Source organism: Paraburkholderia heleia NBRC 101817 (genome assembly GCF_000739775.1).
GTDB classification, from domain to species: domain Bacteria; phylum Pseudomonadota; class Gammaproteobacteria; order Burkholderiales; family Burkholderiaceae; genus Paraburkholderia; species Paraburkholderia heleia.
In genome coordinates, this window is record NZ_BBJH01000061.1 from 25,856 (window position 1) to 47,725 (window position 21,870).

The window sequence follows — 21,870 nt, forward strand, 5'->3', positions numbered from 1 at the left end:
ATGGTAAAGGCCGTCCTGCTAGACCGCTTGTGGACCCGCATGAACGAACGCGGGGATTTCCCCTTGCTGTCGCAATCGCTGCGCACCACGGTCGCGGCGATGACGAACGACGACTACGATTTCAGCGCGCTCGTCAAGGTGGTGCTCTCGGATTTCGCGCTCACGCAGAAAGTGCTGCGTCTCGCGAATTCGGCCATGTACATGGCGTTCGGCGGCAACATCACGACCGTCACGCGCGCGCTGATGGTGCTCGGCATGGACGCCGTCGGCCATCTCGTCGTCGGCCTGAAGATCGTCGATCACTTTCACCACAGCGCGCCGCGCCGCATCGACGCCAAGCTCGAACTGAACCGCACCATGCTCTCGGGCTGCGTCGCGCGCAAGCTCACCGAGCACGGCGACCTGCGCGCGGGCGAAGAGGCCGTGGTCTGCACGCTCATGCGCCAGATGGGCAAGCTGCTCGTGGTGTTCTATCTCGAACCCGAGTGGGACCAGATCCGCCGCGAGATCGACGAAGGCTCGAGCGACGACGAGGCCTGCCTCGCCGTGCTCGGCGTGACCTTCGAAGAACTCGGCCTCGAAGCCGCCACGCGCTGGCGCCTGCCCGACACGATCCGCTCCGGCATGCGCCAGTACGACCCGGCCGACAAGGAGCCGCGCGACACGCAATGGCTGCGCGCCATCACCAACTATTCGACCGAAGTCGCGCGCGTGCTGACCACGGCGGGCCTCACCGAGGAAATGCGCGAGACGCACATCGCGGAGCTTGCACAGCACTACGGCCGCGCGCTCTCGACCGATGCCGATGTACTCGTGCAGATGAGCCTCGCGCTCGCGCGCGAGGAAGCCGAAGACGGCGTCATGCGCGAGATCGTCGAATTGCGCGCCAACGCCGACGCCATCGCCCGCGAAGCGCTCGATCCCGAGGCGCGCATCGCGGCCGGCGTCGAGGACCTGCGCGCATTGCCGGCCGACAGCGCGCTCAGCACCGCCCTCACGCTCGCGACCGAAACCGTGCTCGCCGGTCTCGGTTTCGCCCGCAGCGTGGTGTTCGTGCGACGCGGGGCGAACATGTTCGAGGCGCAGCACGGCTTTGGCCCGCACATGGGCGACGTGCTGCCCAGGCTCGCGTTTTCCGCCGCGTTCCAGCCCGACGTGTTTCACCTCGCCATCGCGAACAAGGTCGGCATCTTCATCGAGAATGCGCGCGACGCGAAGATTCTTGCGCGCCTGCCCGGCTGGTATCGCTCGAACTTCGACGACGCGCGTGCGTTCGTCCTGCTGCCCGTGGGCGCGCCTGGCGTCGAGCCCGTTGCGCTGATGTACGGCGACTGGATCGCCACCCAGGAGCCGCGCCGCATTTCACAGAAAGAGATGAGCGCGTTGAACGACCTCGCGCAGCAGCTCGCGCGCTTCTTCACGCACGTTGCGCAGACTGCGTAAGTTTCGACCGAGTCTGAACTGAGCCGGGGCGCACCGCATCCCTGCGCGGCACCGCCCCGCCCGCTCAATCCTCGATCCGTTCCAGCCCCTCGTCTTGCGCGTCGCGGCCGGACGTGCCGGCCCATTCCGCGGCCGTGAGCGAGATCGCCGCGGCCGTCGCGGCGTCGAGCGGCTCGAGTTCCGCGCATAGCGTATCCACGCGGGCCCAGTCTGCGCGCTCCAGCGCCTCGGAAAGCTCGAGCAGGCGCCCGAGCGCGCCCTCGCGCCTCACGATCGCCGTGCGGATCGGCTTGGCCAGTGTGAGCACTTCGAGCGTGCTTTCGAGCGAGCCGCCGAACACCGCCTCGACGAACGAGAAAACCCCCACGAGGAACGCCGCGTCTTCGTCTTCGAGGTGCGCGTGGGCAAGCCGCGTCACCGCGATTTCCATGAAGCGCGCGCGCGTAGCCACGAGTTGCAGCAGCGGGTCGTCTTCGGCGGCGATCTTGCGGCCGTCGGCGTAGAGCAGCAACTGCGTCCAGCGCGCGATGGCGTTCGTGCCTGTCGCGTTGATCGCCTCGCGCAGCGTCGTCACCTTGCGGCCGATGTTCATGCTGCCCGAGTTGGCGAGCCGCATCAGATGCATCACGAGCACGGGGTTGAGCTTCAGTTCCGCTTCGAGCTGCGCGACGGTGGGCTCGGCCGCAAGCAGATGGAGCAGGTTCAGCAGCGCCTGGCGCGGCGCGCTGGAGCGGCGCGCGCCGCCGTGCGGCTTCGCGAAGAAATAGCCCTGGAAGCGGTCGAAACCGAGGTCGTGCGCGCGCTGATAGTCTTCCTGGGTCTCGACGCCCATGGCCACGAGCAGCTTGCCCGCCGCCTTCATCACGCTGGCGAACTTCGGCAGCACCGCAGGCGCGATCTCGCGGATGTCGATCTTGATGGCGTCCACATATGGCAGCAGTTTCGCGAGAGATTCGTCCGCCTTCGACACGTGGTCGAGCGCGAAACGATAGCGGCGGCGATGCAGCTCGACGAGCCGAGCGATCAGCTCCGCGTCCGCGCCGATGTCCACCGGCAATTCGAGCATGACGCGCTCCGGGCTCACGCGCAGCAGGCCGTCGTGGAAAAGCGCGTCGCGCGTCATGTCGAGCCAGGCGGGATGGCCCGCGAGCGAGGCGCGCAAGACGGGCGCGGCGAAGCTTTTGAGGCGCGCCGTGCTCGTGGCGAAAGGCTTGGGCGCGAGGCCCGAGGCCTTGTCTTTGGCGGCCGCTTCGGCCTCTTGTTCGATTTCGGCGCTTTCACGCCGGTCCACGAGGCGCGGCAACGTCTCGAACGCGCAGAGGAGGCCCTCGCGGTCGAGCATCGGCTGGCGCGCAAAATACACGTCGATGGGCGGGCCGGCGTGTTCCGGCGACTGCGTGCCGCCCGCGACTCCTGACATCTGCGGCCGGTCTGCGGCGTTCAAGCTCATGGGGTCCCCCGCGCGGCGCCGCGCGCATGGCGGCGCCCTGGTCTTGTTTCTTGGCATGCCGCAACCGTTTGCGCTTCGCGCATGGGGCGCGCCGGACGCGGCACTTTCTTGCGTCGATTCTATCCTGGCAAGCAAGGCGCGCAAATGAAGTCCTGCACGATCAGCGGGATTTTTTTGCACTTTTTGCAGTGCCGCACGCGTCGCCGGCACGGCTATGGCTCGGCGTTCACACTCGACGCAAGAACGATTTGCTATGCAATCCGAAGCAAACGCGCGAAAAAACCGGCCGGCTGGATTGGGTCCAGCCGGTCTGGTCTATCGGCGGCGGCCGGTTACTTGAGCACGACCTTCACATCGAAGTACTTCGCCGCGATGCGCTCGAGCGTGCCGTCCGCCTTCAGGTCCTTGAGCGCGCCGTTCAGTGCGGCCTTGAGCGCCGCGTCCTTCTTGCGCACGCCGTAGCCCACGCCTTCGCCGAGCAGTTTGACGTCCACGACCTGCGGGCCCGCGAACGCGAAGGCCGCGCCCTGCGGCTTGTTCAGGAAGCCCTTGGAAGCGGCTTCGGCGTCGAGAAACGAGGCGTCGAGGCGGCCCGAAACGAGGTCCGCGTAGATCTGGTCCTGGGTCGGGTACGGCACGACGTCCACACCCGCGGGCGCCCACTTCGCTTTCGCGTAGGTTTCCTGGATCGTGCCCTGGAGCACGCCCACGTGCTTGCCCTTGAGCGACTCGGGCGTGGGCTGCAGCATGCTGCCCTTCTTCGCGATCATCTGGTTCGGGATCGCGTAGATCGGGTCGGTGAAGTCGATGGCCTGGCGGCGCTGGTCCGTGATCGACATGTCGGAATTGATGGCGGAGAACTTGCGCGCCTGCAGAGCCGGAATCAAGCCGTCGAACGAGTTTTCCACCCACACGCACTTTGCCTTGAGCTTCGCGCAGACGGCATTGCCCACGTCGATATCGAAGCCCTGCAGTTCGCCCGCGGGCGACTTCGATTCGAACGGCGCGTACGACGCCTCCACGCCAAAGCGGATTTCCTTGATATCGGCGGCGTGTGCGGCACCTGCCGCGCCTGCCGTCATGGCGGCCGCGCAGAATGCGAGCGTCGCCAGCTTGTTCCAGTTCGTCTTCATCGATGTCTCATTCCAGTCAGATGGGTTGCGCCGGCGAAGCCCGTTCACGCAGCTTCGTGGTCCGATTCGCCGCCAGAAAACGGCTTCCCGGCGCGGGCACAGGATCGCTGCGCCAAAAATGCGGCTCAATCGCGCGCACCGTGTGTGGTGCACCGCAGCAACCGCGCGGGCGCGATTGTACCGCGACGGCGCCGGCGCCCCGCCGCGCGCGCGGCAAGCGGCGCATGGCGCGCACGCGCTGGGTTCGAACCTGCAAGTGGATGTCGTGGCTGCGCAAGCGCAGGAGAGCGCGTGCCCTTGCGGCAAGCGCTCAAACGAGCGCGGCGAGCGTCTCGCGGGTCGTATCGACGACAAGCAGGCCCGCGCGCAAGCCCGGCTTCACGCCCGGATTCGGGAACACGATGCGCTCCTCGTCGTGCTGCACCACGTAGCGGTAGGCGCCGTCTTCCGCCAGCACCTCGCCGCGCGCGAACGGGGTGAAGTTGGGCACGTCGGCGGCCACGTTGAGTTTGAGCGCCGCGCTGTGCTTCGTGATCTGGCCGATCACCGTGAAGATGCGCGGCATCTGCGCGCCCTTCGGCAAGGCCATCTCGCCCGCGACGAGACGGCGCACGGCGGCGTCGGCGCCCGCGAAGCGCGCCAGGTCGTTCTGGCCGAACGGCCGCACCTTGCCCAGTTCGAGCGTGCAGGCGAGCGCACCGCACGTTTCGGCCGTAAACGACGACAAGGTCGCGCCCTGCTCGGTATGGATCAGCACGGCCGCGATGCGCGCGTCGGCGAGCCATTCGAGCATCGCGCGCGCCGGCGGCTCGCCCGTGTGAGGTAGCAGCGCGAACTGCTCGAACGCCGAAGCGCGGATCGCCGTATGCATGTCGAGATGCCAGCGCGCGAAGGGCGCGTCGGCACCACTCGCGGCCTTCGCGAAGAAACGCTGCGCCGCCGTTTCGAGCGCGGCGGCGCGCGGCGCCTCGCGGCTCGCCGGCACCCGCGCATGGCGGCCGCCGAACAGGCGGTTCAGATCGTCGTCGAGATAACGCTCCCCCGCGCGCATCGCGCCGGCATTGCCGAGTACCGCGAGCACGCGGCAGGCGAGCGGCGCGCGGCCCGCCGCGATGTCGGCCACGAGTTGCGAGAGCAGTTCGATCGGTGCCGTCTCGTCGCCATGCACGCCTGCCGAAAGCAGCACGCTGCGCGTCGTCTCGTCGATGCGTGCCGGTTCCAGCTCCAGCACGCCCTCGTCGAGCCATTGCCAGCGCGCGCCGCCCGCGCATTCGCCGCGCGCCGTTGCGGGCGAGGCCGGGCGCGCGCCCGCCAGCGTGTACGCGAGAAAGTCCTCGAATGGATGATCAGCGCTGAAAGTCATAGAGCGATCCGAGGCCGAGAATCTGCGTGAGTTCGTCGAGCGCCGTGCGCGACTCGACGAGCAGCGCCGGATCGGTCAGATCCTGCGGCGCGAGCCGGTCCCGATAGTGCCGCTCGATCCAGCCGTCGAGGCGCGTGAAGAGCGCGTCGTTCATCCAGACGCCCGGCGCCGTCGCCGCGCGCTCCTCCTCGCTGAGCACCACGCGCAGACGCAGGCACGCCGGACCGCCGCCGTTCTTCATGCTCTCGCGCAGATCGAACACGAGCACTTCGCCCACCGGCCCGTTGCTCGCGGCCAGCTCGTCGAGGTAGATCGCCACGTGCGGGTTCTCGCGGCATTCCTGCGGCACGACGAGAATCTGCGTGCCGTCCGCGCGGCTCAGCAACTGGCTATTGAAGAGATAGGACGACACCGCGTCGGCCACGCTCACGCGCGCTTCGGGCACTTCGATCACATGAAACGGCGCGTCGTGCGCCGCGAGCTTCGTGCGCAGTTCGTCATAGACCGCCTTCCGGTCGACGAAGGCGCGCTCGTGGCAAAACAGCGTGCTGCGATTTCCCACGGCGATCACGTCGTTATGGAACACACCGGCGTCGATCACGTCCGGATCCTGCTGCGCGAACACGGTGAACGCGTCGGTCAGGCCGTGACGCTGCGCGATGGCGCGGCTCGCCTCGAACGTCTGCCGCGCCGGGAAGCGCCTGGGCTCCGGTCCACGGCGGTATTCACTGCGCCCGTACACGAAGAACTCCACGCCGCGTTCGCCATACTGCGCGCAAAAGCGCGTATGGTTGGCCGCGCCTTCGTCGCCGAGCGCGGGCGTGCCGGGCAGCGCCTCGTGCACGACGAAGTGCGACGAGTCCGCGAACACCGTGGAAAGCGTGCGGCGCGTGGCCTCGTGCTCGATTGCGCGATGCAGTTTGCTGCACAGGTTCGCGGGCGTGAAGTGCACGCGCCGGTCGGGCGTATCCGCCGAGGGGCTCACCGTGGCCGCATTCGCCGTCCACATGGCCGACGCCGAGCTTGCCGCGGCAAGCAGTTCGGGTGCGTCTTTCGCGGCGCGCGCAATCGCTTCGGCATCCTTACCGCCGAAGCCCAGTTCGCGCAGCAGCCGGGTGGACGGCCGCTCCTGCGGCGGCAGCACGCCTTGCGCGAAGCCGAGGTCGGCGAGCCGCTTCATCTTGCGCAAGCCCTGCTGCGCCGCGGCGCGCGGGTTCGCGACGGACTTCTCGTTGTTCTGCGAGGCGACGTTGCCGAACGACAGCCCGGCGTAGTTGTGCGTGGGGCCGACGAGTCCGTCGAAGTTGGCTTCAAGGGTTGGCATCGTCGTTCCTTAGAAGTAAAGACCCGGCGAAACGCTCGCGGGCATCTGCAGTTGCGCGCTTTCCACCGAGGCCATCGGATACGCGCAGTAGTCGGCGGCGTAGTACGCGCTCGGCCGGTGGTTGCCCGAGCGGCCCGCGCCGCCGAACGGCGCGCCGCTCGACGCACCGTTGGTCGGCCGGTTCCAGTTCACCACGCCCGCGCGGATCTCGCGCGTGAAGCGCTGCCACAGCGCTTCGTCGTCGGCGAGCAGGCCCGCCGAGAGGCCGTACGCCGTATTGTTGGCCTGCGCGATGGCGTCGTCGAAACCCGCGTAGCGGATCACCTGCGCGAGGGGCCCGAAGTGCTCCTCGTCGGGCAGATCGGCCACGCCCGTCACGTCGAGAATCGCGGGCGTCACGAAGCCGAGCGCCGGGTCGCGCTGCGTCATCGGCAGCAAGGCGCGCGCGCCGCGCTCGAGCAGCTGCGCCTGCGCACCCATCAGCTTGCCCGCCGCGCGCGCCGATATCACGGCGCCCATGAAGGGCTGCGGCTCGGCATCGTACTCGCCCACCGTAATGCGCGAACTCACTTCGACGAAGCGCGCGAGAAAACGCTCGCCGAATGCGTCCGCCGGCACGAGAATGCGGCGCGCGCAGGTGCAGCGCTGCCCTGCCGAAAGAAAGGCCGACTGGATCGCATGATGCACGGCGGCGTCGATATCCTCGACTGGAGCGACGACGAGCGGATTGTTGCCGCCCATTTCGAGCGCGAGCACGATTTCGGGCCGTCCGCCGAACTGGCGATGCAGCAGCGTGCCCGTGTCCGAGCTGCCCGTGAAGAAGAGCCCGTCGATCTGCGTGTGATTCGCAAGCGCAATGCCCGTATCGCGCTCGCCCTGCACGAGGTTGAGCACGCCAGCGGGCAGGCCGGCTTCGCGCCAGAGCTCGACGGTTACGCGCGCCACCTCAGGCGCGAGTTCCGAGGGCTTGAACACGACCGCGTTGCCGGCGATCAGCGCCGGCACGATATGGCCGTTGGGCAGGTGGCCCGGGAAGTTGTACGGACCGAACACGGCGACGACGCCATGCGGGCGATGACGCAGGACCGCCACGCCGTCGGCCATCGGCGCGCGTTTCTCACCGGTGCGCTCGCCGTAGGCGGTGATCGAAATCGCGACCTTCGCGGCCATCGACGCCGCTTCGGTGCGCGCTTCCCAGAGCGGCTTGCCGGTCTCCCGGCCAATCGCCTCGGCAAGCGTTTCCTTCTTTTCGGTGACGAGGGCGGCGAAGCGCTTCGCGATCTCGCAGCGCGCTTCGAGCGGCGTTTGCGCCCACGCGGCGAACGCGCGGCGCGCGGCGTTCACGGCGCAATCGACATCTTCGGCGCTCGCGGCATTGCCGCTCCACACGGTCTCGCCCGTTCCGGGGTTGCGCGAAGCGAACGCGGGGCCCGAGGCCGCGCGCCACTGTCCATCGATGTAAAGCTCGTTCATGGTCATCCCTGTTTTTGCTTTGCTGCGGGGCCGAGCACGCGCACCGGATCGCCCGCCGCGACGTTCAGCGCCGCCGCTTCCGTGGCGCTCAGCGTGAACACGCCGTCGTGCACGACGCCCGGCGCGAAACCCACGCGAAAATCGCCCAGCGACGTATTGGACACGAGTGAGCGCACGCCCTCTTCGGCGTGCGCCTCACCGATTTCGACCGGCACGACCACGCTGTCGCGCACCGTGCGCAGATCGCCGATATGACATTCGAGCACCGGGCCCGCGTCGAAGATATCGACGTGATTCTCGTAGCGCAGCCCCTCGGCCTCGAGCATGCGGCGCGCGGGAACCGTGTCGGCATGCGTGAGGCCGACACAGGCCTGCGCTTCCTCGGGCAGCAGCTCCACGTACACCGGGTAACGCGGCATCAGTTCCGCGAGGAACGACTTGCGCCCGTGCGAGCTGAGATAGTCGGCAGCGTTGAAATCGATTTGATAGAAGTGCGAACCGACCGCGCGCCAGAACGGCGACGTGCCTTGCGCATCGAAATGGCCGCGCAATTCCGCGCACAGGCGCTCGGGAAAGCGCTCGCGAAACTGCGCGATGAACATGAAGCGCGAACGCGAAAGCAGCCCGCCCACCCCGCCCGTGCGATAGCGCGGCGAAAGAAAGAGCGAACACACCTCGGCATAGCCCGTGAGATCGTGCGAAATATTGAGCGCGCGCATGCGCGTCCAGATGCCGAGCTCCTGGCTTGCGTGCACCACCGTGCTCACGCGGTAGTTGTAGAACGGCTGCTCCAGTCCCACGGCCGTTTCGATGCCGCAAACGCCGGCGATGTCGCCCGTGGCCGTGTCTTCCATCACGAAGAAGTAGCCGGCTTCGCGCGGCGCGGCAACCCCGGCGAGCGTGCGCCGCGCGCGCTCGATGCGCGCCCTGAGCGCCTCGCGGTCCGGCTTGAAGGTAGTGAGGCCGGGGCCCGTTTCCTGGGCGAGCGCGACGAGCGCGTCCACGTCGCCCGTTTGCACGACGCGTACCACGATCATTGTGCGTCTCCCATATAGGCATCCCCGGTTTTCGGGGTGGCGCGATAGAGCGGCGCACAGCGCACCGGCTCGCCGTCCTGCACGCCGAGTGCGGCGCGCGCGCTCGTGTCGAGAGGAGCGATGATGCCCGCGCCCTTCCCGCTTTCGGGCAGCGTCGCGAGCACGCAGCGGAACTCGCCCTCGCGCTGGCTCGCAACCAGATACGCCGCGCCTTCCAGGTTCGTTGCAAGCGCAGCTTCGCGCACCGTGCGCGTCTCGTTGCCGGCGACCGAGGCCGTGCGGTCCACCTGCGCGGTCAGCACCGGGCCCGCGTCGAAGATATCGACATAACGGTCCGGCTCGAAGCCCTCTTCCAGATGGATCTCGTAAGCGAGCAAGGCGCTCGGATCGGGCTCGCCGAGCACGCGCTGCGCCGGCTCCGGCAGCAGCGGCACATAAAGCGGATAAGCCGGCATGACCTCGGCGATGAAGGTGCGGCTGCGCCCGCCCGAGGCCAGTTCGATGTCCTTGAAATCGCGCCCGAAGAACTTGCGCCCCACGGCCTCCCAGAACGGCGAGGCCCCCGTCTCGTCGGTCACGCCGAGCAGCAGCGAGAAGACTTCGGGCGTGAAGCGCCGGCGGTTCATCGCGACGTACATCATGCGCGCGCGCGACATGAGATGCGCGGCCGCGTCGCCGCGCAGCGTCGGCTCGATGTAGAAGCCCGCGAGGCGGCTCTTGCCCGTGAGCTCGTGCGACATCGTGAGCGCGTGAATCTTGCGGTTCACGTGCAGCTCGCGCGACGCATGAATGAGCGCATCGTTGCGAAACGCGTAGAACGGCTCGGCGTAGCCGGCCGCCGCCACGATGCTCGAGGTGCCGACGAGCCGCCCCGTGGCGGAATCTTCGAGCACGAACAGATAGAACTCCTCACCGGGGAAGTCCACGTCCGCGCGAAACGAATCTTCTGAAAGCGCAATGCGCGCTTCCAGCGCCGCGCGGTCGTGCGGCAGCGAATGCAGCACCGGCTGCGCGGTGCGCGCCATGTGGGCGATCGCGTCGAGATCGGAAAGCCTGGCGGGGCGAACGAATAGCATCGTCGGTCCTGTGTGTGCGCCGGGTTGCGGCTGGGTTGCGAATTAACGTGCGCCGATCACGTCCGCGCAGGCCTGCCCGAAGCGCGCAAAGCCTTCGTCGAGGTCCGCTTCGGCAATGATGAGCGAGGGCGCGAAGCGCAGCACGTCCGGCCCCGCAATCAGCATCATCACGCCGCGGTTCGCAGCCGCCGCGTTGAAGTCCTTGGCGCGGCCTGCAAAGCGCGCATTCAGTTCGGCGCCGATCAAAAGCCCCTTGCCGCGTACTTCCTTGAACATGTCGAAGCGCTCGTTGAGCTTCGCGAGCTTGCGGCGAATCGCTTCACCGCGCTCACGCACGCCCGCCAGCAGCGCCGGATCGCTCACCAGCTCGACCACCTTGCCCGCAATCGCGGCGCCCAGCGGATTGCCGCCATAGGTCGTGCCATGCACGCCCACCTTGAAGTGCGCGGCAATCGCTTCGGTCGTAAGCATCGCACCGATCGGGAAGCCGTTGCCGAGCGCCTTGGCCGTCGTGAGAATGTCGGGCGTGACGCCCGTGTCTTCGTACGCATAGAAGTGGCCCGTGCGGCCCACGCCCGTTTGCACTTCGTCGAAAATCAGCAGCGCACCGTGCGCATCGCACGCTTCGCGCAGCGCGCGCAGGAACGCGGGATCGGCGGGAATCACACCGCCCTCGCCCTGCACCGGCTCGACGATCACGGCGCAGGTCTGCGCGCCGATGGCGCGCTGCGCCGCTTCGATATCGTTGTACGGCAGATGCGTGATGCCGCCCGGCACGGGGCCGAAGCCTTCCGAGTACTTGGGCTGGCCGCCCACGCTGACGGTGAAGAACGTGCGGCCGTGGAACGACTGCGTGAACGAGACGATCTCGTACTTGTCGGCGCCGTGCCGGTCGAACGCGACGCGGCGCGCGAGCTTGAGCGCCGCCTCGTTGGCCTCGGCGCCCGAGTTCGCGAAGAACGCGCGGTCGGCGAACGTAAGCGCTTCGAGCTGGCGCGCAAGACGCAGCACCGGTTCGTTGGTGTAGCCGTTGCCGATGTGCCAGAGCTTGCTGCCCTGCTCCTGCAGCACGCGCAGCAGCTCCGGATGCGCATGGCCGAGCGAGGTCACGGCGATGCCGCAGGCGAAGTCGATGTAATCGCGGCCTTCGGTATCCCACACGCGCGAGCCGACGCCGCGATCCGGCACGAACGGCGCGGGCGAGAAACACGGCACCATCACTTCGTCGAAGGTCTGGCGGCTCACAGTCTGGTCGTTCATGGCGATTCCTCTTTTACTCAGTGCGTGTCGAATTCGGGGTCGGTGTGCGTCGGGGCCATGCCCTTTCGCTCAGGCAGGCTTTGCATGGGACGGGACCAGGTGCTGAAGCACCCAGTCCCGTCGACACCTGTGCAGTGTAGGCAAGCTGCACGCAAACGTCTTGCGCAGGCGCGACGCGTTTTTTCGTGCGGAACCTGCAGGGTCCCGGCGCGTGCTGCAGCCGCGGCTGCGCTCACTGAACCTCCGGCGGCTCCACGAGCGCGCCCGCACGCGGCTCGGCGGCGGCCCCGCCGTGCTGGCGCTCGATCCAGTTGCGGCGATCCTCGCGCGGCGTGACGCCGAAGCGCTCGCGGTACGCATTCGAAAAATGCGCCGCTGAAGAAAAACCGCACGCGAGACTGATCTGCACCACCGACTTGCTGGTGCGCTGCAACTGCGAGCGCGCCTTGGCGAGGCGCAAGCCCAGGTAGTACTTCGACGGCATGGCGCCGAGGTACTGGCGAAAGAGCCGCTCGAGCTGCCGCCGCGACACGCCCACGAGATTCGCGATCTCGTCGGTGGTGAGCGGGTCCTCGATATTCGCCTCCATCAGCTTGAGCGCGTCGTTCAGGCGCGGGTGCCGCTCGCCGGGCGCGGTCACGAACGGAATGCGCTGGCGCTCGTCGCCGCTGCGCAGCGTGCTTGCGCCGAGCGCGTCGGCAATGCGCTCGGCGAGTTCCGGGCCATGGTCGCGGCCGATCATCGCAAGCATGAAGTCGAGCGTGGCCTGGCCGCCCGAGCAGGTCGCGCGGTCGCGGTCGATTTCGTAGATGTGCTGCGTGACGATGGTGCGCTCGAACTGCTCGGCGAACTGCTGGAACGTCTCCCAGTTCGCGGCCACGCGGTAACCCTGCAGCTGCCCCGCCATCGCGAGCCACCAGATGCCATGGTGAATGCCCGTGACGAGCGGCGTGCGCTGCCCCACGCGCGCGAGGCTCGCGAGAAAGAGCCGGTAGTCGGCGAATTGCTGGTAGCGCTCAGTGACGACGATGAGCCAGTCGGCTGAAACCGGGTCGCCGAACGCGCAGTCGGCGGGCCACTGGGCGCCGCCCGCGAGCGGCACGGGGCGGCCGTTCCACGAGCACATCTGCCAGCGGTACAGCGCGCGGCCGTCGATCTCGTTGGCGAGACTGAGCGCGTCGACGATCGGACCCACGCCCGACATCGACACGGGCGGGAGCGCGACGATCGCCACCTGGGTCGTGCGGCCGGCGCGAGCGAGCGGCGCCTGGCCGCCGGGCGCGGCGGCGGCAACGGCGGCGGGAGGAAGAACGGTGGAACGGACCATCGGCGAGACGAGGCGCGAGACGGATCGGGCGGCTTACTTGAGACTGCCCGAGAGAAACTGGCGCAGACGGTCGCTCTTCGGCGCGCCGAGCACATCGGCGGGCGCGCCCTCTTCCTCCGTGCGCCCCTGGTGCAGGAACATCACATGATTCGAGACATTGCGCGCAAAGCCCATTTCATGGGTGACGACGATCATCGTGCGGCCTTCTTCGGCGAGCTTCTGCATCACCTTGAGCACTTCGCCCACGAGTTCGGGGTCGAGCGCCGAAGTCGGCTCGTCGAACAGCATGACGTCGGGATGCATGGCGAGCGCGCGCGCAATCGCCACGCGCTGCTGCTGGCCGCCCGAAAGATGCGAGGGATATTGCTTCTCCACGCGAGGCGCGAGGCCCACTTTCTCCAGATACTGCCGCGCGCGCTCCTCCGCTTCCTTGCGCGGCACGCCCAGCACGTGCACGGGCGCTTCCATCACGTTCTCGAGCACGTTCATGTGCGACCAGAGATTGAAGTGCTGGAACACCATCGCGAGCTTGGTGCGGATGCGCTGCAATTGTTTGTGATCGGCCACGTCCAGATCGCCGGTACGGCCCGCCTTCGTGCGCACGGTCTCGCCGTCCACGACGATCTCGCCCGCGTTCGGCTTCTCGAGGAAATTGATGCAGCGCAGGAACGTGCTCTTGCCCGAGCCGCTCGCGCCGATGATGCTGATCACGTCGCCCTTCTTCGCGTCGAGCGAGACGCCCTTGAGCACCTCGTTGTCGCCGTAGCGCTTGTGGATGTCGCGCGCGACGAGCTTGCTATCTGAGGATTGCGTCTGAGCCAAGATGGTCTCCAGTTTCCGGTGTTCCGGTGAATCAGCGGGTGCGCACGGCGAGATGGCCGAGCCAGCGTTTTTCGGCGCGGCGGAACGCGGCCACCAGCACGAACGATACCGCACAGTAGATCAGCGCCGCGAGGCCGAACGACTCGAAAGAGCGGTAGGTGGCCGAGTTGGCGTCGCGCGCGACCTTGAGGATGTCGGGCACCGTCGCGGTGAAAGCCACCGTGGTCGCGTGCAACATCAGGATCACTTCGTTACTGTACAGCGGCAGTGCGCGGCGCAGCGCCGAAGGCAGGATCACGCGCCAGTACATCGTGAACGGGCTCATGCCGTAGGCGCGCGCCGCTTCCACTTCGCCGTGCGAGGTCGCGCGGATCGCGCCCGCGAAAATCTCCGTCGTGTACGCACAGGTGTTGAGCGCGAACGCGAGAACCGCGCAGTTCAGGCCGCTGCGGAAGAACGCGTCGAGGAGCGGCTCCGAGCGGATGAACGCGAGACTGTACACGCCCGTGTAGATGAGCAGCAACTGCACATAAAGCGGCGTGCCGCGAAACACGTAGGTGTACAAGCGCACCGGCAGCGAGAGCCAGCGGCGGCGCGAGACGCGCGCCACGGCGAGCGGCACCGCGCACACGAAGCCGAAGGCGACGGAGATCACGAGCAGCCACAGCGTCATCGCGAGGCCCGAAACATGCTCGCCGTCCCAGTAGAGGAACGCGCGGCCGAATTGCTGAATGATTTCGTTCATGACCGCCTTTTCCTCACAGTTGGGCGTGACGCACGCCCACCGAATAACGGCGTTCGAGCCAGACGAGCGCGAAGTTCGAGAGCGTGGTGATTGCGAGATAGATGAGTGCCGCGATCACGAGGAAGAAGAACAGGTTGAAGGTGCTGCGGCCTGCGTCCTGGGCAGCCTTCACCACATCGGCGAGACCGATGATCGAGACGAGCGCCGTCGCCTTGACGAGCACCTGCCAGTTGTTGCCGATGCCGGGCAGGGCGAAACGCATCATCTGCGGAAAGAGAATGCGGGCGAACACGCGCGCGCCGCTCATGCCATAGGCATGGCCTGCTTCGAGCTGGCCGCGCGGCACCGCGAGAAACGCGCCGCGGAAGGTTTCGGTGAAGTACGCGCCGTAAATGAAGCCGAGCGTGACGACGCCGGCCGCGAACGGATCGATATCGATCTGCGCCATGCCGAGCGCGTCGGTGGCCTCGTTCACGCCGATCTGGATGCTGTAGAAGAGCAGCAGCATCAGCACGAGGTCGGGCACCGAGCGGATCAGCGTCGTGTAGGCGGTCGCCACGGCCGCGAGCGGCCGGTTGAACGACAGCTTGGCGGCCGCGCCCGCAAGACCGAGCAGCACGGCCACGCCGAGCGAGAGGAGCGAAAGTTCGATGGTCTGGATCGTGCCGGCGAGCAGCACCGGGCCAAAGCCGTAAAGGATCACGCGCGTCTCCGGAACAGAATCGTTTTGTCGTTTCGGGCGGCCTCGCGCGGCACATGCGCGCCGCCGAAACCGATGAACTGGCGCGGATCGTCTCAGTGCAAAATCGATTACTCAAACTCGCGCGGCGCGAATATTGCAGCGCAGCATCGCGGAGCAACGCATGGCCGCGTGCGGATCGGGCCCGCACAGCCGCGGGCGCGATGCATTTGAAAGGCGAAAAAACAGGCCCCGGCACGCGAGGCGTGCGGGGCATTTACGCAAGTTTGGGGTCGCTTTTTCGATAGGTGCGCGGTGTGCGCTCCGGTGACCCGGCGCCCCGAGAGGAGCTTACGCGGTGTGCGTTTGCACGCCGCGTGCGCTACCGGCACGGGCATTCGCGCCAGGGAGTTTTTCGGCGAGCGCGCCGAACAGCAGGCCGATCGTAGTCCAGAGAATGACCTGCATGCCGATCGACACCGTGCGGAACTTCCACAGCAGCACGGCCGGGAAGGCGGCGGGCACCTCGTTCACCGTCGGCAGCGCGAGTTGAACCGCACCGGTTACGACGACGAACAGCACGAGCGCCACGATCGACGCGTTCCAGCCCCCCAGACGCGGCACGCACGCCGCGCGCACCTTGAGCGAGAACACCGACACGGCGATCGAGATCGCGATCATCAGGAAGAAGAGCCCAGTGCGATAGCCGATCGTCTCCGGGTCGCCGACCGAGGGCGGATTCGCCGGATACTTGATGCTCGGCACCATGTAGATCACGACGAACGCCGCAAGCGCGAGCCAGGCCGAGAGCGCGCGCGGCGAAAGACGCCCCACTCGACCATTCGCATACGCGAAGACGAGCGCAAAGAGCCCGCCGATCGACGCGCCATAGACCATCACGCCCGTAAAGAGCCCGACGCTCGCCTGGGTCTTGCGGCTCACGAGTTCGGGTCCGGGCGCCTCTCCCTTCGCGGCGTCGAGCTTTTCCTCGAAGGACATCGCCTGATCGACCTGCGGCTCGCCCGCGATCTTCGCGAAGCCGAACGTGAGGAGTCCCGCGGCGATGCCTGCGAGCATGCCGCGTACCAGCAACTTGCCTACCATGTTCAGCTCCCCGTCAGTGGCAGGGAAAGCCGAGCAGATGGCGGCCGTCGTGAACGAATTCGTGGACGTACATGCCCGGCACGAGCGAGGTTGCGCCTTGCTCGGCGCCCACGAAGTACAGGGCCAGCAGCAGCATGAGACCGCCGAAGATCGCCCAGGGCAGGATCTCCCGCAACGGGATGGGCGCCGGCGCGGCCGGTGCGTGCTGCGAAGGGAATGTGGTTTCGGACATGTTGACTTCTCCTGGGGTGACGCGCCCCGTTAGTCGTTGAAAGAGGGGTTCACGACGCGCAGGTCTGACTTCCGTTGCTTCGATTCAATCGACATTCAATCGACGGCAACCAGTTACAGTGGCGCGACCGCGCCGGACTTGCACCGGCTTCCGCGTGTCGTGGAGCCTGTATTCTACGCGCTGCGACGGCTGGCCTCGGTCCGAATGTCGGCCACCAGGTAGCGACGCGTAAGGAAAAGCATGTCGACGACAGTCTGGCTGGTAAGCCATGCGGCGAACGCCGTGCTGCGCTCGGGCACGTTCCCGCAAGCGCCTGAAGGGCCTGTACCGGGCGACGACGCGGAAGAAGCGCTCGATGCGCGCGCGCTCGATGCGCTTGCCGCATGGCGCGGGCGCTGGCACGCGCGCCTCGCCTTCGGTCCTCGCCATGGCGAGGCGCCGCGCGCGCTCACGAGTCCCGCCGCGATTGCCCGCGCGAGCGCACGCGCGGCTGGCTTCGCGGGGGCAACACCGAGTGACGCGCTCGCCGAAACCGCGTTCGGCGCGTGGCAAGGCCAGCGCATGACGGATCTCGCGCGTGTAGCGCCCGAAGCCCTTGCGGCCTGGACGCGCGACCCGGGTTTCAGGCCGCCGGGCGGCGGCGAATCGTTCGACGATGTCTGCGCGCGCGTCGGCGCCTGGCTAGATGGGCTTTCCGGCTCCAGGCACGACGTGATCGCCTTCACGCACGCGAGCGTGATCCGGGCGGCGATTCTTCACGCGCTGGGCGCGCCGTCGCGGGGTTTTCGCTCGATCGAAATCGCGCCGCTTGCCGTGACGGCGCTGCGCCGCACCCAGCATGGGTGGGTGTGGCTCGCGGCACTGGACTGACGACAGGGACGGCATTCCTTGATCTGCGTCCCTGCGCCGCGGACCTGGCACGTATCAACACGTTGACACACCCGCAATCCAAGCCTAGCATCGGTCCTGTATCAACCACGTAGATACACAACGATCGGGTATGGACATCAAACTCAATGCGTTATTGGCCAGACGGCTAATTCAGTACGAGGACGAAATGGCGATACAAACCCTGAAGCGATGGGGAAACAGCCTTGCGGTGCGCATTCCGGCCAGCCTTGCCAGCAAACTCGCGTTGGCTGAGGGGCAGGAAGTCGAACTGGAAGTCGAAGACGGATCGCTCACGGTTCGCCCGCATACGGCGATCCGGCGCTTTTCGCGCGAGCGCTATTTGCAGCAGTTGCGCGAGAGGAAGCTCGAGCCGCACCCGCTCATCGACTTCGGCCAGCCGCAAGGAACCGAAATCGGCGGCCCCGATGACCCCACGCGTTTCGACCCATGGTAAGGAACGCATGAAAAACGGAACACCAGGCGCAGGCGACATCCTCTGGCTCAACGTCGGGCCGGGCGCAGGCAGTGAACAGGACGGCTACCGTCCTGTGCTCGTCCTCACGGACGCCGAGTTCAATGAACTCACAAGCCGCTTCGTTGGGCTGCCGATCACCAGCACGGTTCGCGGGTGGGAGTCGGAAATCCCGATCAGCGGCCTTGCCAGGCCCTGCGTCGCGATGGCCGACCAGGTCACCACGCTTTCCCTGGCGGGCAGAGTCTGGCGGCACAAAGGAGAAACGGCGACAGCGGAGGAACTGGAGGCGGCAAAATTCGCGGTCGCCGGCATTCTGGACCTGTAGCCTAGCCAGCCGGGCAGTGGAATCGCCTTAGTCGAGTCCCAGCTGCGCCTTGATGGCCGGCATCATGTACTGCACGGCCGCGCGCCCTTCCTCGATGGCGGGTGCGGCGCGATGAAAGTCGAAGATCCCCATGCCGCCCAGGCGCGGCTGGATCAGCACGTCGGCGGGCTCGCCTGCAAGGCGGCTGCGCGTAATGCGCACCTGCATGATGTCGATGCTCTGGGCCACCGAGCTCAATACGGAAGGCACGCGCGTGCTAGGCGGCGGCGCCACGCGCACGTCCGGCCCTCCCGACGCGCCGGGGCCTGCAGGCTGCAGCCAGCGCGGGAAGCGCTTGCCGTTGCGGCGCAGCAGCGGTTCGGGCGTCGCTTCGCCGTCCTCAGCGCCGCTGTCCGCCCCGGCAGCCGACGCCGCCGTCGCCGCGCCGCTCGACTCCACGGGCAGCTCGCGCGGCATCGTGTCGATCGCGCCGCCCAGGTCGCGGCCGTTGAGAATGTCGTGATTGAGGTCGATGGCGATCACGGTGTCGGCGCGCATCGCGCGCGCGGCGGACACCGGCACCGGGTTGCTCAGTCCGCCGTCCACGAGCCACACCCCGTCATGCCAGATCGGCGTGAAGATGCCGGGAATCGCGATCGAAGCGCGCACGGCGTCCACCACGCCGCCTTCGCGCAGCCAGACTTCGCGCCCCGTGTCGAGCTCGGTGGCGACCGCCGTGAACGGCAGCCTCAGGTCATCGATCGAGCGGCCGTTGAACTGGTGCGCAAACAGGTCGATCACCTTGCGCCCGCCGAGCAGCCCACCCGAAAAACGCAAGTCGAGCAGGCGCACGACGGTCTGCCAGGTGAGCTTGCCCACCCAGTCCTCGAGCCAGTCGAGATCGCCGTTCGCGTACACGGCGCCGACCAGCGCGCCGATCGACGTACCGCACACCACGTCGGGCTTGATGCCCGCTTCCTCGAGCGCGCGAATCGCGCCAATATGCGCCCAGCCGCGCGCCGCGCCGCCGCCGAGCACGAGCCCCACACGCTTGGGCCGTCGCCGGTTCATCATGCGCGCCTCCTCGCGTGTTTTTGAGTCAACGGGGTCAGTGCCCGCGAATGATGTCCGAGCGCGAGGTCGTCGTGACCCGCCCGTCCGGTCCGAAATGCACGTTGAAATACGCTTCGGGCGTCACGCCCCCTTCCAGCCACTTCCAGCTCCACACCGTCTCCTTCTTCAAGCGGTAGCCGGCCACCTGCCCGGGTTTACCGAGCAAACGCCGGACCTCGTCCTCACTCATGCCGACGTGGATCTTCGCGAAGTTTTCCGCCGTGAGCGCCTGAGTGATGGCCACGAGCCGCCCGTTCGGACCGATGTCGACCATCCAGGTCTTGAGGCCCTGCGGGCCGCGCGGATATTCGAGGCGGCGCGAGCCGTCGTCGAACACGCGCTCGGTTTCTGGCTTGCCCATTTGCTCGCGCACCTGCTCCAGCGTGGAAACGCCGGGCGTGAGGCCCTTGAGCAGCAGCGCGTCGGGCTTCACGGAATCGAAGAACGCCTTGAATCCCTGCCGGATGGTGTCGAGCATGGCATCGAACTGGCGATCGTCGCAGCCGGAAAGCGTGAACGCCGCCGTGGCGGCGCACGCGAGCGCGAGCGAACGCGTGAGTGAAAACGTGGGCTTCATGTCCTTGCTAACGCATCAACATGGGCTTGCGTCTACGCGCGCCGATCCGGCGCGCATCGACATGCCCACAATGTACCGTCAATGGACCTGATCGTGCTGTGCGTCCCGCTTCGGGCGGGGCGCGCGTGCGTACACGCCCGAAGCGGCGGGCGGCGCGCCTGCGGACTGCGCGCCGCGGCGCAATGCGCGACGCGTGCCAACGATTTCCGCGGCCTGCCACGAAAGCAGCGCGAGCACGCCGAACACCACTTCGCGCATGCGCTTGACGAGCGCGAGCGAGAACGCCACGTCCTGGCTCACGCCAAAGAGCTGCGCGAGCAGCACGACGGCGACTTCCTGCACGCCGAGGCCGGCGGGCACCATGAAGGCGGCATGGCGCACGGCCTGGGTGATGGCCTCGATGGCGAGCGCGTCGCCGACCGTCACCGGATGGCCGAGCAGCGCGAGCGCCCACCACGTCTCGAACGCGCCGAGCATGTAGCCGCCAAGCTGCCAGAAGAAAGCGCGAAACATGAGGCCCGTGCGCGACATCAGCGCGTCGAGATCGGCGTCGAGCTGCTTGCCGTCGAGGGCGAGCATGAGCGGATTGTCGGGGCCGAGCAGCCGCCCGGCCCATCGTTCGATCGCGTGGAAGACGCCGCCGCGACGCACCAGCAATACGGCGAGCACAGGCAGCGGCGCCGAAAGCACGAGCGCCAGTGCGATCGTGGCGATGGTTCGCAGCGAACCGCCGTCGCCGGTCGCCGCCACGATCAGCACGACGCCGAGCGCCGAGAACGCGTATTGCACGGCGATCGTCACGAACACCTCGACGATCACCGAAGCCGTGACCTCGCTCGCATTGCGCACCTTCCAGCGCGCAAGGCGAATACCGACGAGTTCGCCGCCCACGCCGACGACGGGCAGCAGCCGGTTCACGGCCTCGCGCACGGTCGCGATCCACCAGAGGAACGTAAGCGATGCGCGCTTGTCGAGCAAAAGGCGCCACGCCTGGGCGTCGAGCAGGAGCGGCAGCGCGTGGAACGGCACGAGCCAGAGCAGCATGGGGCCTGCCGTGCCAACCACGCGCAGCACGTCGTGCGCGCCGTTATGGACGACGAGCCCGATCAGGATGGCGATCCCGACTGGCAGGCCCAGCCATTGCAGCCACTTCATGACACCTGCACCTCGGGGCCGCGCGGCGCAGCGGGACCTGCGCCCGAAGCCGCGCCGAAGAACACCTCGGTAAAGCCGCCCCGGCGCACGCCCGCCTGTGCGAGCGCTGCGGCCACGCGCGGCGAGATCAGCGCGCCGAATTCGTCGGCGTGGCGATACGTCTGCATCGACGGCGTAATGGGCGCCTCACCCGCCTCGCCGGCAAGCGCCGGGTGGCAGTAGATCTCGCCCACGCCCTGCGCGGGCAGATGCGCGAGCGCGTCGAGCACGGCGGCCTCGTCCATTGCGCCCGTCTTCGCGATGCCGACCACGTAGTCGTTATGCGCGACCCCCGCACGCGCAAGGCGCACGCGAACGAGCGCGAGCCAGGGCTTGAGCGCGAACGGCGCGCCTGCCTCGAGCGGCAGACGCATCGCGCGCAGACCGTAGTCGCGGCCGATCTCGAGGATCAGCCCGAGCACCGTGGGATGCAGATGAAAATGCTTGTGCGTGTTCACGTGATCGAGCGCGAGCCCGGTCGCCGCGAACGCTTCGAACTGCGCGCGTATCTCTTTCGCGAGTTGTCTGCGCACGTGCGGCAGGAAGAAGAAGCGCACGCCGTCGCGGACCATGTTGTCGCCGAAGCGCCCTTGCGCGTCGACGAGCGCGGGAATCTGCGCGCGCGGCAGCGTGGCCGCGCCATCGGCCAGCACCAGATGCAACCCCACGCGCAAACCCGGCGTGCGGCGCGCCCGCGCTACGGCGTCCGCCGCGGCGGGCGCGGCCACCATCAGGCTCGCGCAGTCGAGCACGCCCTCGCGATGCGCGCGCTCCACCGCCGCGTTGACCCGCTCGTGCAGGCCAAAGTCGTCGGCGGTGAAGATGAGCGCGCGCGCATCGTGAGACGA

The 21,870-nt window shown here is 67.6% G+C and carries 22 protein-coding genes and 1 riboswitch; of the genes, 4 read left to right on the forward strand and 18 right to left on the reverse strand.

The features are described 5' to 3' along the window. Complete coding sequence (locus BHE01S_RS33970; RefSeq protein WP_042272456.1) at positions 1 to 1,443, forward strand: HDOD domain-containing protein; 1,443 nt, start codon at positions 1 to 3, stop codon at positions 1,441 to 1,443. A gap of 64 nt (positions 1,444 to 1,507) precedes the next feature. On the opposite strand, the gene BHE01S_RS33975 is transcribed toward BHE01S_RS33970, so the two are convergent. The 14 genes from BHE01S_RS33975 to BHE01S_RS34045 all read right to left on the reverse strand — a co-directional run bounded on the left by BHE01S_RS33975 (position 1,508) and on the right by BHE01S_RS34045 (position 16,468). After that, positions 1,508 to 2,893 (reverse strand): EAL and HDOD domain-containing protein, encoded by a 1,386-nt coding sequence (locus BHE01S_RS33975; RefSeq protein WP_084069556.1) that lies wholly within the window; start codon positions 2,891 to 2,893, stop codon positions 1,508 to 1,510. 332 nt (positions 2,894 to 3,225) lie between these two features. After that, positions 3,226 to 4,026 carry an ABC transporter substrate-binding protein gene (locus BHE01S_RS33980; RefSeq protein ID WP_042272395.1) on the reverse strand — a complete coding sequence of 267 codons (801 nt, stop codon included), beginning with the start codon at positions 4,024 to 4,026 and terminating at the stop codon, positions 3,226 to 3,228. 310 nt (positions 4,027 to 4,336) lie between these two features. Next, positions 4,337 to 5,389, reverse strand: a complete 1,053-nt coding sequence (astE, locus tag BHE01S_RS33990) for a succinylglutamate desuccinylase (RefSeq protein WP_042272400.1) — start codon at positions 5,387 to 5,389, stop codon at positions 4,337 to 4,339. Continuing rightward, positions 5,373 to 6,713 carry an N-succinylarginine dihydrolase gene (gene astB, locus BHE01S_RS33995; RefSeq protein ID WP_042272402.1) on the reverse strand — a complete coding sequence of 447 codons (1,341 nt, stop codon included), beginning with the start codon at positions 6,711 to 6,713 and terminating at the stop codon, positions 5,373 to 5,375. The genes astE and astB overlap by 17 nt, the downstream gene beginning before the upstream one ends. Positions 6,714 to 6,722: 9 nt before the next feature. Then, positions 6,723 to 8,186 (reverse strand): succinylglutamate-semialdehyde dehydrogenase, encoded by a 1,464-nt coding sequence (astD, locus tag BHE01S_RS34000; protein ID WP_042272405.1) that lies wholly within the window; start codon positions 8,184 to 8,186, stop codon positions 6,723 to 6,725. Between the two features lie 2 nt (positions 8,187 to 8,188). Continuing rightward, entirely contained in the window at positions 8,189 to 9,223 is a 1,035-nt protein-coding gene (gene astA, locus BHE01S_RS34005; RefSeq protein WP_042272408.1) for an arginine N-succinyltransferase, read from the reverse strand. Next, entirely contained in the window at positions 9,220 to 10,299 is a 1,080-nt protein-coding gene (aruF, locus tag BHE01S_RS34010) for an arginine/ornithine succinyltransferase subunit alpha (protein ID WP_042272411.1), read from the reverse strand. The genes astA and aruF overlap by 4 nt, the downstream gene beginning before the upstream one ends. Positions 10,300 to 10,341: 42 nt before the next feature. Then, a complete protein-coding gene (locus BHE01S_RS34015; RefSeq protein WP_042272418.1) occupies positions 10,342 to 11,559 on the reverse strand; it encodes an aspartate aminotransferase family protein in 1,218 nt (405 codons plus the stop codon). Positions 11,560 to 11,791: 232 nt separating this feature from the next. Continuing rightward, complete coding sequence (locus BHE01S_RS34020) at positions 11,792 to 12,763, reverse strand: GlxA family transcriptional regulator (protein ID WP_245639943.1); 972 nt, start codon at positions 12,761 to 12,763, stop codon at positions 11,792 to 11,794. Positions 12,764 to 12,919: 156 nt separating this feature from the next. Then, entirely contained in the window at positions 12,920 to 13,711 is a 792-nt protein-coding gene (locus BHE01S_RS34025; RefSeq protein WP_042272465.1) for an ABC transporter ATP-binding protein, read from the reverse strand. A 28-nt stretch (positions 13,712 to 13,739) separates the two neighbouring features. Further along, on the reverse strand, positions 13,740 to 14,453 hold the full coding sequence (locus tag BHE01S_RS34030) for an ABC transporter permease (protein WP_042272420.1): 714 nt from the start codon (positions 14,451 to 14,453) through the stop codon (positions 13,740 to 13,742). A 13-nt stretch (positions 14,454 to 14,466) separates the two neighbouring features. Beyond that, positions 14,467 to 15,156 (reverse strand): ABC transporter permease, encoded by a 690-nt coding sequence (locus BHE01S_RS34035; protein ID WP_042272423.1) that lies wholly within the window; start codon positions 15,154 to 15,156, stop codon positions 14,467 to 14,469. Positions 15,157 to 15,483: 327 nt separating this feature from the next. After that, on the reverse strand, positions 15,484 to 16,236 hold the full coding sequence (locus BHE01S_RS34040; protein WP_042272427.1) for a CbtA family protein: 753 nt from the start codon (positions 16,234 to 16,236) through the stop codon (positions 15,484 to 15,486). A gap of 13 nt (positions 16,237 to 16,249) precedes the next feature. After that, positions 16,250 to 16,468 carry a CbtB domain-containing protein gene (locus BHE01S_RS34045; RefSeq protein WP_042272430.1) on the reverse strand — a complete coding sequence of 73 codons (219 nt, stop codon included), beginning with the start codon at positions 16,466 to 16,468 and terminating at the stop codon, positions 16,250 to 16,252. A gap of 38 nt (positions 16,469 to 16,506) precedes the next feature. Continuing rightward, positions 16,507 to 16,666, reverse strand: a riboswitch (cobalamin riboswitch). A 42-nt stretch (positions 16,667 to 16,708) separates the two neighbouring features. On the opposite strand from BHE01S_RS34045, the gene BHE01S_RS34050 reads away from it, so the two are divergent. The 3 genes from BHE01S_RS34050 to BHE01S_RS34060 all read left to right on the forward strand — a co-directional run bounded on the left by BHE01S_RS34050 (position 16,709) and on the right by BHE01S_RS34060 (position 18,159). Then, positions 16,709 to 17,338 (forward strand): histidine phosphatase family protein, encoded by a 630-nt coding sequence (locus BHE01S_RS34050; RefSeq protein WP_042272433.1) that lies wholly within the window; start codon positions 16,709 to 16,711, stop codon positions 17,336 to 17,338. Between the two features lie 187 nt (positions 17,339 to 17,525). Beyond that, on the forward strand, positions 17,526 to 17,813 hold the full coding sequence (locus BHE01S_RS34055; protein WP_042272467.1) for an AbrB/MazE/SpoVT family DNA-binding domain-containing protein: 288 nt from the start codon (positions 17,526 to 17,528) through the stop codon (positions 17,811 to 17,813). Positions 17,814 to 17,820: 7 nt separating this feature from the next. Then, a complete protein-coding gene (locus tag BHE01S_RS34060; RefSeq protein ID WP_042272436.1) occupies positions 17,821 to 18,159 on the forward strand; it encodes a type II toxin-antitoxin system PemK/MazF family toxin in 339 nt (112 codons plus the stop codon). Positions 18,160 to 18,186: 27 nt separating this feature from the next. Here BHE01S_RS34060 and BHE01S_RS34065 read toward each other — a convergent pair whose 3' ends face one another. The 4 genes from BHE01S_RS34065 to hpnK form a co-directional block, all read right to left on the reverse strand. Next, complete coding sequence (locus tag BHE01S_RS34065; RefSeq protein ID WP_042272439.1) at positions 18,187 to 19,212, reverse strand: patatin-like phospholipase family protein; 1,026 nt, start codon at positions 19,210 to 19,212, stop codon at positions 18,187 to 18,189. Between the two features lie 34 nt (positions 19,213 to 19,246). Continuing rightward, positions 19,247 to 19,828, reverse strand: a complete 582-nt coding sequence (locus tag BHE01S_RS34070; RefSeq protein WP_042272442.1) for a lipoprotein — start codon at positions 19,826 to 19,828, stop codon at positions 19,247 to 19,249. A gap of 78 nt (positions 19,829 to 19,906) precedes the next feature. Further along, on the reverse strand, positions 19,907 to 20,983 hold the full coding sequence (locus BHE01S_RS34075) for a lysylphosphatidylglycerol synthase domain-containing protein (protein WP_042272445.1): 1,077 nt from the start codon (positions 20,981 to 20,983) through the stop codon (positions 19,907 to 19,909). Next, positions 20,980 to 21,870 (reverse strand): hopanoid biosynthesis-associated protein HpnK (gene hpnK / locus BHE01S_RS34080; protein ID WP_063769120.1); only part of this gene is annotated, 891 nt, incomplete at its 5' end. The genes hpnK and BHE01S_RS34075, both read right to left, overlap by 4 nt.